Here is a 12,684-nt window from a genome sequence, read left to right on the forward strand (position 1 = left end):
CTCACCAATGCATCGATCACGCCGAGCCTGACTCTCGTCAAGCAGGTCATGAACGGCGAGCGCGGACGCGCGGTGCCCGGCGACTTCGAGTTGAAAGCCCGCGGTCCGGGCAACGCGGCGCTCTCCGGCCCCAGTGGGTCGGAGTTCGTCACCGACATGCAGCTTCCGCCGGGGGAGTACATCTTCTCCGAGGACGGCCCGAGCGGCTATGAGGGTGAGTGGTCCTGCACCGGCACGACCTGGGACGGGACCACGGCGACGCTGGGATTCGGGGAAGACGCGATCTGCACCGCCACGAACACCTTCGTCGGCGGCACTCTGACGCTCCGGAAGACCGTCGTCGGGGACGGTCCGGGAGCCCCGGCCGGGCCCGCCGCCGCCACGGACTGGACCCTGCGTGCGATCGGTGGCGGGGAGTTCCCGCGCCCGCGCATTGAGGGAGCGTCCGGCGAGACGGCGGTGACCCTGGCTCCGCTCGGGGCCGGTGCGTTCCGGCTCTCGGAGCGGGCGGTCGCGGGCGCGCCCACCGCGGACTACCGCAGCGACGGCTGGGAGTGCACCGGGGGCGCGCTGGAGGGCGACGTCGTCCAGGTGACCGCAGGGGTCGACACCGTGTGCACGGTGACGAACGTCTACGACCCCCGCTCCGGTCCCGACCCCGAGCCCGAGCCGGAACCCGAACCCGAGAACCCGGATCCGGGAACGGATGTCGACCCCGGGACGGCGACCGGGGCGGACGGTGGGGCGGCCTCCGACCTGGCCACGACGGGTCTCGCGCCGGGCGCGGCCGCGGCGGCAGGCGCCGGTGGTCTGCTCGTCCTCCTCGGAGCCGCGCTCCTCGCGGCGCGGCGGCTTCGGCGCACGCGGCACGGGCATCCCGGATCGCGCTGATCCGACCTCTCCGCCCACGCACGGCGGGTCCGCCCCCGAGAGGACGGACCCGCCGTGTCGAGGCTCAGCCGGCGGCCGGCGCGATCTCGTTCGGCGTGACCTCCAGTTCGGCGCTCGCGAGTACCTCGCCGGTGGTGAGGTCGACCGCGTGCACGCTGTCCGCGGCGGGCTCGGTCACGTACGCGATGTCGCCGGCGACGACGATCGCGGGGTGCGGGTCCTGCCACTCGGCCGGCCCCTCCCACGCCTCGATGACGGGGTAGGAGTCGGTGATCTCGCCGGTCTCGGGGTCGAGCACGTGGATGGCGCCGTCGGCACCGAGGATGTAGGCCAGGTCGCCCGGGCCGCGCGCGACGTCGCGGAACGTGTACTCCGCCCCCTCGGGCAGGGACACGACCTCGGACGTCATCGCCGCGGTGTCGATGAGCGTGACGGCGCCGAGCAGGTAGCCCTCGGCGTCGGGGTCGTTCTTGTAGTCCCCGACGATGATCGGGCTCGTCTCGCTCACGTACGCGTTGCCCATGCGGCCGTATGGCTGGTCGGGAGCGGCGAGCTTGGTGATCTCGCCGTCCTTGTAGACCAGCGCGCCGTCCTCGCAGCCGAAGACGACCACCTCGTCGGCCGCGGTGCCTTCGCCGTGGACGCCGGGGCACTGGTCGGACGAGGCGATCTCCGTACCGTCCGCATCGCGCACCACGATGCCGCTGCGACCGTCCGCATCGCCCACCGTGGTGAGGAACGTGCCGTCCTCCAACAGCACCGAGACGCCGTGGTGCGCCTCGACGCCGTCGACGGTCTCCACCTCCGGGAGACCGCCGTCGCCGAGGTCGGCGGTGTCGAAGATCGTGGTGTCGCTCGTGCCGTCGGCGTAGAGGATGGTCTTGCCACCGTGGCGGACGACGTGGCCGGGGGTGTCGGCCGCGAACACCGTGTCGGTCAGGACCGCCTCGTCGGCTGACCCGGCCCCGGTGTCGAGCACCTGGAAGCCCTCGCTCATCGTCACCATGACATGGCGACCGTCGCCGGCCGGATTCAGGCGGGTGAACGGCTCGGAGTCGAAGTCGGCCACGGTGTCGAGGGTTTCGCCGTCGAGGACGAGGATGCCGCCCTCATACGAGACGGCCACGCGGGGGCCGGCGCCCGGTTCCGGGGCGTCGCTCGCGGCGGAGCCGGCTCCGGCCGTGGTCGAGCAGGAGGCGAGCGTCACGGCGGCGCCGAGGGCGACGGCCCCGACCAGCGCCCGGCGCAGGGAGAGTGTCTTCATGCGGTGCTTCTTTCTTGTGAGGGATGGTCTCAGCGGGTGAGACCGGAGGCGATGCGCTCGGTGTTGACGCGCATCATGGTCAGGTAATCCGGGGCGCCGCCGTCTTCCGCGGTGAGCGACTCGGTGAACAGCTCGATCACCGCGACGTGGACGTCGGCCTCGTCGGCGAGCGCCTGGACGAGGCGGTCGGGGGAGGAGGACTCCGCGAAGACGGCGGGCACACCCGTCTCCTCCACGGCACCCACGAGATCGGCGAGGTCGGAGGCCGAGGGGGCCGCGAGCGTGGTCCCGCCCGGGATGACGGCGCCGACGACGTCGAAGTCGAACCGGTCGGCGAGGTAGCCGAAGACGTGGTGGTTGGTGACGAGCGCTCGACGGTCGTCCGGGATGCGGGCGAACGCGCTCGTCATCTCGGCGTCGAGCGCCCTCAGCTCTTCGCGATAGTCGGCGACGTGCGCCGCGAGGACGTCGGCGTCGACCCCGTCGAGCGCGGCCAGGGCGGGCTCCAGGGCGTCGACGACGTCGATCATCCGCGCCGGATCGGTCCAGAAGTGGGAGTCCGGCATTCCCGCGGCGTCGCCGTCGCGGTAGTCCAGGACGTCGATCGCGTCGCCCGCGACGAAGGACGGCACCTCGGCCGCGACGGCCGCGTCGAGATGCTGCTGCAGACCCTCCTCGAGCCCGAGTCCGTTGGAGACGAGCAGGTCGGCGACCCGCAGCGTGGCGGCCTCCTGCGCCGAGATCTCGAACGAGTGCGGGTCGGCGTTCGGCTTCATGAGGGTGACGACGCGAGCCTGATCGCCGATGAGCTCGCCGACCACATCGCCCAGGATGTTCGTCGAGACGACGACCACCGGCCGCGTATCGGCGGGAGGGGCGCAGGCGGTCAGAGCGGCGGCGGTGAGCGCGGCGAGAACGGCGGCGAGAGGGCGAAGGAGGCGCATGTCAGCGTCCCGTCTCGGCGACGAACGCCGGGGCGTCGGCGGTATCGAAGGTCCTCGCGAGGCGGGCGTCGTCGGCGTAGTCGATCTCGAACAGCCGGTGCTCCGCCGGGCCGCTCAGATAGGCGCGGTGCTGATCGGCGATGAGGGCCGGAGCCTCGTCCGCCGCCAGCGATGCCGCCACGAGCGGGGTGGTCTCCGTCCGCACTGTCCCGTCGAGCGCGCTGAGCACGAGCACGCGTCCGTCCTGCGTCAGCGCGAGGAGGGTGTCGTCCTCATCGCCGACCGCGGTGACCTGCGCGAGGGGAGTGGGGGCGGTGAGCAGCGTCCAGGCCTGCGCGCGGGTGTCGAGGACCCGGATGTCGGTCGGTCCGGCGAGGCCGGCGACCGTGGGGCGCCCCTCGCGGTTGTGGAACGCGGACACGGCTCCGGCCGGCGCTCCGTCCGGGTACGGGATGCGGTCCACGGTGAGCGCCCCGGCTTCGACACGGGCGAGCAGGGCACCGTCGGCGCAGCCGATGACCGCGCCGACCCTGGTCGTGATCGTGCCGGTCGGTACGGCGCAGTCCTCCCGGAGGCCGGTGGGCTCGCCGTCCGCCGTGTAGCCGACGACGACTCCGCCCGTCTCCCCCTCGGCCTCGGTCACGAGCGCGAACGACCCGGCCGGCACCACCAGCCCCTCGTGCGGGGAGCGCTCGATGCGGAACAGCTCACGGATCTCCCCCTTCGACAGGGCCTCTGTGTCGAGGAGGACAGCGTCTCCGGATCCGGAGAAGGAGATGCCGGTGCCGCCGGTGGTCGAGCTGTTCGTCGTCGCGACCGTCGCCGCGCCGTCGCCCTCCACCGTGCCGAGCAGGCCGGGATCGGCGCGGTAGTAGTGGAAGTGGTCGACGTGGTCCCACGTCCAGACGCCGCTGTCGACGACCTCGACGCCGTCGCCGGTGTCTGCGAAGAGGTACCGGCCGTCGGTCGTCATGCCCTCCGGGGCGGCCACCGTGCCGATGTCGGTGACGCTCTCGTCCAGGAGGTCGAGGTGGGTGACCCGACCCTGCGCGTCGATGGTCGTGAGTCCGAGCTGCGGTTCCGCGACCTCTTCCGCTCCGGCGATCGCGCCGTGGCCGTCTCCGGCGGAGGAGGAGGTGGCGGGGCTCTGCGCCGCGGGCCCGGCACAGGACGTGAGGGGGAGAGTCAGGGCGGCGACGGTGATGAGGAGAAGGAGGCGGGAATGCACGAAGAGCCTTTCGGGACGAGTCAGGAGGCGGCGACAGGGACGGGAGGGGCGATCGGCCGTCGGGTTCGCACGGCGACCCGCGCCGCCCAGGACAGACCGGCGAGGGCGATCGCGGCGGCGGCGACGGACGCTCCCGCGGCGGTGGCCGCATACCAGGACGCGAGGAGACCGGCGAGGACGGCAGCCACGCCGAAGGCGCACGCGAGCGCCATCCGCGTGGGCAGGCGCGACGTCCACTGTCCGGCGGCGACCGCGGGGGCGAGGAGCAGACCGACGACGAGCAGCGAGCCCACCGCCTGGTACGACGCCACCACCGCGAGGGTCACCAGTCCGACCAGGGCCGCCTGGGCCCACCGGGGACGCAGCCCGAGCACCGTCGCGATGCGGGCATCGAGGGCGAGCGCGACGAACGGCCGATGGCAGAGGGCGGCGACCGTCACTCCCACGACCGCGGCCGCGGCGAGCAGGAGGAGATCGGCGCGGGTGATCGCGAGGATGTCGCCGAAGAGGATCGCCGTGGCATCCGTGGCGAAGCTCCCGGAGTGGGAGATGACGATCACCCCCAGCGCCAGCATCGCGACGAAGAGCAGTCCGATGCTCGTGTCGTAGGAGAGCCGGGCGCGTCGTTGCAGGGCGCCGATGCCGATGCTCATCGCGACGGCGCTGACCGCCCCGCCGACGAGCACGGGTGCCCCGAGCACCGTGGCCAGCGCGACGCCGGGCAGCATTCCGTGCGCCAGGGCCTCACCGAGGAAGGCCATCCCGCGGACGACGACCCAGGTCCCGACGACCCCGCAGAGGACCGCGACGAGAGCGCCGCCGACGAGTCCGCGCTGGAAGAACTCGAGCGTGAACGGGGTGAGCAGGGCGGCGAGCGAGGGGGTCACGGAACGCGAGCCTATTTGTACTTGAGAATGATTATCAAATTCATAAACTGGAGACATGACAAGAACCCCCCGTCCTGCCGACGGCGCCCTGCGTCTCGACGACGTCTCCGTCCGGCTCGGAGACCACGAGGCCCTGCGCGGCGTCACCCTGGAGATGGAGGCGGGGGAGTTCGTCGTCGTCACCGGTCCGAACGGCGCGGGGAAGTCGACGCTCCTGGAGGTGGCCGCCGGGGTGCGCTCACCGACCAGGGGGCGGCGGAGTGCGACCGGTCCGATCGCCTTCGTGCCGCAGCGCGCCGCGGTGCCTCCGGGCCTTCCGCTCACGGCGCGAGACGTCGTGACGGTCGGGACGTGGCGTCGGCTCGGGGCCTTCCGGCGGCGGGATCGGCGGGCGCGTGCGGCGGTGGCGGCGGCGATGGAGCGCACCGCCGTGTCGACTCTGCAGCGTCTGCCGTTCGCGACGCTGTCCGGCGGCCAGCAGCAGCGCGTGCTCCTGGCTCAAGGGCTCGCGGGGGAAGCAGACGTCCTGCTCGTGGACGAGCCGACGACGGCCCTGGACGCCGCATCGGTCCGTCGCATCCGGGCAGTGCTGCGCGAGGAGGCGGATCGCGGCGCGGTCGTCCTCTGTGTCACGCACGATGCGACCCTCATCGCCGATGCCGACCGCGAGGTCGCGCTCCGCGACGGCATGAGGCTCTCTGCGTCGCGCTGAGGGGAGTAGTCGCTCAGCGAAGCGCGATTAGAGGCCGTGGCCCATGTCGAAGTCGGAGAGCGCGGGGACCTCGATGTCGCCGGGAGACGACGAGTCACCCCGCTGCTTCGGGAACAGGCGGTGGGCCTGCAGTTCGTCGACCTCGGCGGAGAAGTCGGGATCGGGTTCCCCGGTGTGGTGGGGGCTGACGAGCACGTCGTTGCCGACGCCGACGAGGAGGTCGGCCCAGTCCTTCTCGCCCTCCAGGAGGATCGGGATCTCGACCGCTTCGGACTCGCCCTCCCTGGCGATGGCGGCGGCCAGGGCGAGCAGCGTCTCCGCGACGTCGTCAGAGGTGATGAGCTGCTGGCCGGCGTAGGAGACGAGTTTCATGCGGGCATCATCGCCTGCCCGCCGCCGTCGCGCACGGGGGTTGCGCTCGCGGGCGAGAACGGTTAAATCGCTCCGCCTTCGAGTATCTAACTGGGTGAGGCACCGCGCGTCAGCGCAGGTAGGCGTCGACGAGGAGAGCGCCACGGATGTCGCGGAGCCGGTCGACCAGCCGGGTGATGCCGCTCGCGCCGAGGGAGGCGAGCGGGAGGTCGAACGGTCCCAGCGGTTCGAGCTTCCCCATCCGCACGCGCACCACCTCCCAGCCGGCGCCCCGCACCGCGCGGTCCTTCCGACGGTCGGCCTCCTCCCTCTTCCCGACGTGCTCGAGCCCATGCCGGCCGACCGTGTCGTACTCGATCGCGATCCGCAGGTCCGGGAGCAGGATGTCGGGCCACACCTCCGTATGCCGGAAGAACGGCCGCGCGACCTTGATGGCGTTGACGTCGTCGGGGAACAGCAGCCGTTCGGTGAGCGCCTGCCGGAGCTTCCCCTCGGCGGCCGAGGCGGGTTTCGGAGCGCACACGCTCAGGAACGCGGTCCCCGTCGGCAGCGCGGGAGTCTTCGTGCACAGCGCCGGCGCCCGCTTCTTCGGGCGTGCGGGGAGCGCCCGCGCCTCGCCGAGGACCACCGGCTGCGGCCGTGCCAGCGCCGCGCACTCGGGGCACCAGGACGAGCGCCGTCGCACTCTCCCGGGGCGTTCGCGCTGCTCGGTCGGGGTCGCCGCGAACAGGTGGCCGACGGCGCACTCCCAGCAGAGCAGCACATCGGCCGCCAACGGGATCTGCGAGAGGGCGATGCCGTGATTGTGCTCCGGGTGGTACTGGCGGATGAGTTCCGGGTAGGCCGCCCACGCCGCCCGGTAGGTGCCGACCGCATAGGGCACGTCGAGTCCTCGCGAGAACTGGCGTCTCGCCCACCACTGCTGCACGGGCTCGGGCACGACAGCGACGGTAGGCGGGGCCACGGACATCGCCGTTGCGGAGTCACCAGGGTGAACATCTCCGGCGGCTCTGTCCTCTCGGAAGGCGCGCGCCTAGGGTCGGTGGCGAAGACCGGTGCCTCTGCGCGCGTGGAGAGCATCTCCGATCGCAACCGAAAGCAGGAAACCATGGCTGAATTGATCGTCATCTCCTATGACACCGAGAGCGACGCGGAGGGTGCCTACAACCGCGTCCAGGCCCTGCAGGACGACCTCGTCGTCGAGCTCGCCGGCCTCGCGCTCGTGAAGGTGGACGGCGAGGGCAAGACGAAGGTGGAGTACCCGGGCGCCGGGAGCCGGATCGGCCTCGGCGTCGCCTCCGGCGCTCTGTTCGGTGCGCTGATCGGCATCCTGTTCTTCATCCCGGTCGCCGGCCTGGTGTTCGGCGGCCTCCTCGGGGCCCTGTTCTCCGGCCTCGACAAGACGGGCATCGACGCCGAGTTCCGCGACCGCGTGAAGGCCACCGTGACGGCCGGCAAGTCCGCCGTCGTCATCTACGCGCTCAAGCTCACCGAGGACAAGTTCGCCGAGGCGCTGGCCCCGTACAACGGCACCGTCGTGCAGACCTCGCTGTCGAAGGAGGACGAGGCCGAGCTGGTCAAGGACCTCGGCGGCCACTGACCGCCGACCGATGCGCCCGTCGTGGATCCGTCCGCGGCGGGCGCATCGTCGTGTCGGCGGGATGACCGCGCCGGGTCAGCGGCGCACGCGCGCCCTGGTCTTCGCGACGCCGGCGAGGGTCGCTCGCACCGGCGTTCCGAGGTAGAGGCCGAGGGAGGCGCCGGAGGCGAGCGCGATCCCGATCACGGCGGCGTCGATCAGCGATCCGCCGACGGTGAGCATCCCGGTGGAGGTGCCCGCTGCGTGCACGACCTCGAGGAGGCCCTGGAACACCGCGACACCGGGCACGAGCGGGACGATCGCGGCGGTCGTCACCGCGACCGAGGGCACGTGCAGGTTGTGCGCGATGAGCATGCCGATGAAGCTCGCCAGCAGTGCTCCGACCGCGCTCGCCGCGGCCGGGTGGAGCTGAAGCGCGACGGTGCCCGCGTACCCGGCGAGGGTGACGGCGCTGAGCAGGGCGCTGACGAGGATGATGCGGATGCCCGCGCCGTTGAACACGGCCACGGCGACCGCGATGATGATGGCCCCGACGAACTGGTTGAGCAGCGGGCCGAAGGGCGCGGGATCGTCCGGCAGCTCCATCGTGAAGCCGAGCACGCCGCCGAGCTCCAGGCCGACGAGGATGCCGATCACGACCCCGAGCGTCTGCATCGTGAGGTCGAGGATGCGGCCGCCGGCCGTGAGCGCGAAGCCGTCGATGGCATCCTGCGCGGCGCCCACCACCGTGAGTCCCGCGAGCATGAGCACGATGCCCGAGGCGACGATGATCGAGGGGCGGATGCCGACGAACGGTTCGATCCCCGCACTGCCGAGCGCCGAGACGGCGACCGCGACGACCGTGGTGACGAGGCCTCCGGCGATCTGACTGAAGAACAGCGGTACCCGCAGCCGGGCGAGGCCCGCTTGGGTGAGCGCCGCCCCCAACGCGGCGACGAAAGTGAGGCCCACGATGAGCGGGGAGGCGCCGAGCATGATGCTCACGCCGACCGCGAGGAGCGCCCGTGCGACGATCACCACGGACTGCTGATAGCGGAACGGCACGCGGCGGATGACCCGGAACGCGGTGCGCGCGGCCTCCAGGTCCAGTCCGCCGTCGATGTCGGCCACGAGTGCCTGCACGCGCTGCAGCTTGGCGTGGTCGGGGGCGGCCACGCGGACCACGCGGACGAGCGTCTCCGGCCACACCTCCCCGCTGAGGTGGAAGGACACCGTGATCGAGTTGTAGGTCACGTCGACCTGGACGCCCTTGAGGCCGTACGCCTCGCAGACGCGCGTGATCGCGAGCGTGACCTCGTGCGCGGAGGCGCCGACCGCGAACATCGACTCCCCGATGCGCGTCGCCAGATCGAGGACCCGCGGCACCGTGTGCTCGTCGATCACGGGCATCGCCTCGGTGTGGGCGACGGCGGACGGATCCGTGTGCAGCAGCCGGCGGACGGACAGGAGCAGTCGCTGGGGGGAACGCGCGGGCATATCTCCCATTCTCCCGCGGACGAGGGCCACCCGATCGACGGCCCGTCTGTCAAGGCCCGAGACGGCCCCCGGCCCTGCTTCTACAGTGGGGTTTCGCCGCGCCGCTCCCGACGCCGTGGCAGGAGGATTCGACGATGACGGATGACTCGCTTCCCACGGAGGCGCTGCTCGATGGGCGCTACCATCTCCGGGAGTGCGTCGGGCAGGGCGGGATGGCCCGCGTGTACCGCGCGGAGGATTCGCTGCTCGGGCGCACGGTCGCCATCAAGATGCTCCGCGCGGAGACCGAACAGGGCGCCGCCTCCGAGCGCGCCCGCAGCGAGATGACCGTGCTCGCCTCCCTCAACCACCCCGCGCTGGTCACGCTGTATGACGCGCAACTGCATCCGGGACGGGCCGAATACCTGGTCATGGAGTTCGTCGACGGCCCGACCCTCGCCGAGCGGATCGCCCAGGGGCCGCTGCCCTCGGACGAGGTGGCGGCGCTCGCGGCCGATCTGGCGGAGGCCCTCCATGTCGTGCACGGCGCGGGGATCGTCCACCGCGACATCAAGCCCTCCAATGTGCTGCTCACCGGGCGCTCCCTCGCCGGGAGCCGGTCGGGCGCCAAGCTCGCCGACTTCGGGATCTCGGTGCTCGTGGACGCGGCCCGGCTGACGTCGCCCGGAACCGTGATCGGTACCGCGGCATACCTGGCGCCGGAGCAGTTGAACGGCGCGGCGCCGGCGCCTGCCGCCGACATCTATGCGCTGGGCCTGGTCCTGCGCGAAGCGCTCACGGGAGAGCGCGCCTTCGCGGAGGCCGAGGGGATCGGTGCCACCCTGGCCCGCTTGATCGATCCCCCCGCGATCCCGGAATCCGTGGGTCCGGCGTGGTCCGCGCTGCTGCAGCGGATGACCGCGACGGATCCGAAGGACCGGCCGAGCGCCGCCGGCGTCTTCGCGGCGGTCTCCGCGCTCGCGCACGACCCGTCGATTCCGCCGCGACCGCCGGTGCCGGCCCCGATCGCCGCCGCAGCGTTCGCGGAGCAGGAGCCGGCCGGTCCGTCTGCTTCGACACGAACCCTCGTGCTGCCCACTCCTTCGTCTCCCGAGGTCGGGATGCTCCGCGCCCGGACTCCTCGAGTGCAGCGGGCCCGGCGACGCCGCGGATTCCTGACCGGAGCCGTGGCGGTCGCGGTCGCCGTCACCGTCGCCGGAACGCTCTGGGCGGCGGGAGCGCTCAACCCGAATCCCGCGGTGACCCCTGTGGACACCGAGCCGACCCCGCGCTCGTCGTCCACGCCGACGGTCATCGTGCCCGTCACCGTCCCGGAGGAGGTGGACGAGTCGGTGACCCCGGTCGAGGCCCCGGCTCCGGAACCGGCACCGGAACCGGTGCCCCGCGGGCAGGACGGCGAGAAGGTCGACAAGGCGCAGGAAGCCGCGGAGAAGGCCGCGCAGAAGGCGGCTGACGAGCAGCGGAAGGCGGAGGAGCGCGCCGAGAAGGAAGCGGAGAAGGCCCAGGAGCGCGCCGAGAAGGCGAAAGAGGAGGACCCCGACCTCGAGGACTGAGTCCCCGGGGCCGCGCCCTCGCGTTCGGCAGCCGGTGTCAGGCGTTGAGATCCGCCAGCTGCCGGGAGGCGGTGCTCGACTCGGTCGGCTCCGGCACCAGATACAGACCGTTCGGCGTGTTCGCGGTGTACTCCAGCGCGTCCACCCACCGCCGGTTGATCGCCGGAGGCCTGCTGCCGAAGAACTTGAACACGATGTTCGAGTGCGCGTGCACCCAGACCGTCGTCCGGCCGCCGCCGACGGAGGCGTCTTCCTTCCACGAGAACGGCATCGGTTCGCCTCGCCGGAGCTTCGCCGTCATGACGAGCTGGACATGTGTGAGAGCGCGGTCCTCGATCTCGATCTTCGGACCACCCTCATAGATGAACTTGCCCATTCGATGGATCCTTCGTTCCATCTCCACAGGAACCCGTTGCCAAGAGGCGCAACCATACTGATCGCTGGTGGGGATGTCTCCACGCTCTCACCGATCCGGGCTCTGCACCACCCCACCTTCGTCCAGCCGGCCGAGGCGGAGGTCGCCGCTCTCAGATGCGGCGGGGGCCGGGGCCGCTCTCGCCGAGGGCATCCTCGGGGTTCAGCAGGCGGCAGGCCTTGAGAGACAGGCAGCCACAGCCGATGCAGCCCGCGAGCTCGCGCTGCAGATGCTCGAGCTGGGTGCGCCGCTCTTCGAGCTCGGCGCGCCAGCGCTTGGCCACGCGGCGCCAATCGCCGTGCGAAGGCGGCGCGTCCACGGGCAGGGTCTGGAAGAGCTCCTGCACCTCGCTGAGCGGGATGCCGATGCGCTTGGCCACGACGATGATCGAGATCCGTCGCAGCATGTGGCGGCGATAGCGTCGCTGATTGCCGGGCGTGCGCGTCGACGCGATGAGGCCGAGCTGCTCGTAGAAGTGCAGCGCGGAGGGCGCGACGCCCGTGCGTCGGGTGACCTCCCCGATCGGGAGGAGATCGTCCGGTTCCATCAGCCGCCTTCCCGTAGACCTCAACAATAGTTGAGGAACGGGCGGAACGGTCAGCGCGAGGTCGGCGGAAGCTTGTCGACGCCGTGGCGGTTCGGCTTGTCCGGCTCGGCCGCGGTCTCCGGCGTCACGTCCGGCCGATCGGTGGGTGTGCCGGACGTCGGATAGTGCGGCTCGTCGATCTCGACCGCCTTGTCCCGTTCGTCCGCCGGCGGGAGGTGGTCCAAGGGCTGTTTGATGTCATCGGGGTGGTGGCTCATGACCCCAGGGTCCGCGCTCTCCGGGGTGGTGCCCAGGGGGTTGTCATCCGGCGTGGGCTGTGGTCCGTGGTGGGCGCTACGGTGAACGGACACGACCACGGAGGGTTCCCCATGGCAGCTGTCGTCGCCGGACTCGATCACGTCCAGCTTCCCGTTTCCGATCTCGCGGCGTCCATCGCGTGGTACGAGCGTCTGCTCGGCTTCCGCGTCCTCACGGACTACGGGTCGAGCGCCATGCTCCGCGCCGAAGGCGGTCCGGATCTCATGCTCTGGGAGGCGCCGGGGCACGCGCCGATGAAGCTCACGGTGTCGGGGGAGGAGCGGCCTCTCTTCTTCCTGCGCACGACCGAGATCCACGCCCTCGCGGAACGGTGCGCGGCCGAGGGCGTCGACGTCGTGAGTTTCGATGACGGCGGCTTCGCCCTGTTCTTGAAGTTCTTCGACCCGGACAGGAACTTCCTCGGGCTCATCCAGCACGCGTCCTGACCAGGCGGCGGTCCGGTCGGCGGGCTCGGCATCCCTGTCGGCGTCCGTCGCG

14 protein-coding genes and 1 pseudogene are annotated in these 12,684 nt (G+C 71.7%); 5 read left to right on the forward strand and 10 right to left on the reverse strand.

The genetic code is table 11. From position 1 onward, the window contains the following. Positions 1 to 891 (forward strand): annotated as a pseudogene (locus CJ226_RS07325) (hypothetical protein); the annotation flags it as partial. 64 nt (positions 892 to 955) lie between these two features. Here the strand turns inward: CJ226_RS07325 and aztD are convergent. From aztD to aztB, 4 genes are read right to left on the reverse strand one after another with little or no spacing between them, the layout of a single operon-like run. Next, positions 956 to 2,155 carry a zinc metallochaperone AztD gene (aztD, locus tag CJ226_RS07330; protein WP_180964562.1) on the reverse strand — a complete coding sequence of 400 codons (1,200 nt, stop codon included), beginning with the start codon at positions 2,153 to 2,155 and terminating at the stop codon, positions 956 to 958. A gap of 29 nt (positions 2,156 to 2,184) precedes the next feature. Beyond that, the gene (gene aztC / locus CJ226_RS07335; protein WP_102208788.1) at positions 2,185 to 3,099 is read right to left on the reverse strand and encodes a zinc ABC transporter substrate-binding protein AztC; all 915 of its coding nucleotides are present in this window, start codon (positions 3,097 to 3,099) and stop codon (positions 2,185 to 2,187) included. A 1-nt stretch (position 3,100) separates the two neighbouring features. Continuing rightward, a complete protein-coding gene (locus CJ226_RS07340; protein WP_102208789.1) occupies positions 3,101 to 4,327 on the reverse strand; it encodes an ABC transporter in 1,227 nt (408 codons plus the stop codon). 20 nt (positions 4,328 to 4,347) lie between these two features. Continuing rightward, complete coding sequence (aztB, locus tag CJ226_RS07345) at positions 4,348 to 5,214, reverse strand: zinc ABC transporter permease AztB (RefSeq protein WP_257996560.1); 867 nt, start codon at positions 5,212 to 5,214, stop codon at positions 4,348 to 4,350. Between the two features lie 55 nt (positions 5,215 to 5,269). Between aztB and CJ226_RS07350 the strand changes: the two genes are divergently transcribed. Beyond that, a complete protein-coding gene (locus CJ226_RS07350; protein WP_102208791.1) occupies positions 5,270 to 5,926 on the forward strand; it encodes a metal ABC transporter ATP-binding protein in 657 nt (218 codons plus the stop codon). Positions 5,927 to 5,953: 27 nt separating this feature from the next. On the opposite strand, the gene CJ226_RS07355 is transcribed toward CJ226_RS07350, so the two are convergent. After that, complete coding sequence (locus CJ226_RS07355; RefSeq protein WP_102208792.1) at positions 5,954 to 6,298, reverse strand: hypothetical protein; 345 nt, start codon at positions 6,296 to 6,298, stop codon at positions 5,954 to 5,956. Between the two features lie 109 nt (positions 6,299 to 6,407). Next, complete coding sequence (locus tag CJ226_RS07360) at positions 6,408 to 7,238, reverse strand: zinc-ribbon domain-containing protein (protein ID WP_102209118.1); 831 nt, start codon at positions 7,236 to 7,238, stop codon at positions 6,408 to 6,410. 168 nt (positions 7,239 to 7,406) lie between these two features. Here CJ226_RS07360 and CJ226_RS07365 point away from each other — a divergent pair, with 168 nt between their 5' ends. After that, complete coding sequence (locus tag CJ226_RS07365) at positions 7,407 to 7,898, forward strand: DUF1269 domain-containing protein (protein ID WP_025102547.1); 492 nt, start codon at positions 7,407 to 7,409, stop codon at positions 7,896 to 7,898. A 75-nt stretch (positions 7,899 to 7,973) separates the two neighbouring features. Here CJ226_RS07365 and CJ226_RS07370 read toward each other — a convergent pair whose 3' ends face one another. Further along, positions 7,974 to 9,374, reverse strand: coding sequence for a threonine/serine exporter ThrE family protein (locus tag CJ226_RS07370; RefSeq protein WP_062636797.1), 1,401 nt, complete (start codon positions 9,372 to 9,374; stop codon positions 7,974 to 7,976). A gap of 134 nt (positions 9,375 to 9,508) precedes the next feature. On the opposite strand from CJ226_RS07370, the gene CJ226_RS07375 reads away from it, so the two are divergent. Further along, positions 9,509 to 10,927, forward strand: coding sequence for a serine/threonine-protein kinase (locus CJ226_RS07375; RefSeq protein WP_102208793.1), 1,419 nt, complete (start codon positions 9,509 to 9,511; stop codon positions 10,925 to 10,927). Positions 10,928 to 10,964: 37 nt separating this feature from the next. Here the strand turns inward: CJ226_RS07375 and CJ226_RS07380 are convergent, their stop codons facing one another. From CJ226_RS07380 to CJ226_RS07390, 3 genes are all read right to left on the reverse strand, one after another. Continuing rightward, positions 10,965 to 11,303, reverse strand: coding sequence for an ATP-dependent DNA ligase (locus tag CJ226_RS07380; protein ID WP_102208794.1), 339 nt, complete (start codon positions 11,301 to 11,303; stop codon positions 10,965 to 10,967). Between the two features lie 151 nt (positions 11,304 to 11,454). Continuing rightward, positions 11,455 to 11,889 carry a redox-sensitive transcriptional activator SoxR gene (soxR, locus tag CJ226_RS07385; RefSeq protein WP_025102542.1) on the reverse strand — a complete coding sequence of 145 codons (435 nt, stop codon included), beginning with the start codon at positions 11,887 to 11,889 and terminating at the stop codon, positions 11,455 to 11,457. Between the two features lie 50 nt (positions 11,890 to 11,939). Next, a complete protein-coding gene (locus CJ226_RS07390; RefSeq protein WP_062636800.1) occupies positions 11,940 to 12,146 on the reverse strand; it encodes a hypothetical protein in 207 nt (68 codons plus the stop codon). A gap of 111 nt (positions 12,147 to 12,257) precedes the next feature. Here CJ226_RS07390 and CJ226_RS07395 point away from each other — a divergent pair, with 111 nt between their 5' ends. Beyond that, a complete protein-coding gene (locus tag CJ226_RS07395; protein WP_102208795.1) occupies positions 12,258 to 12,632 on the forward strand; it encodes a VOC family protein in 375 nt (124 codons plus the stop codon). The last annotated feature ends 52 nt before the right edge of the window (positions 12,633 to 12,684 follow it).

Origin of the sequence: Microbacterium sp. UMB0228 (assembly GCF_002871415.1) — a bacterium.
Lineage (GTDB): Bacteria > Actinomycetota > Actinomycetes > Actinomycetales > Microbacteriaceae > Microbacterium.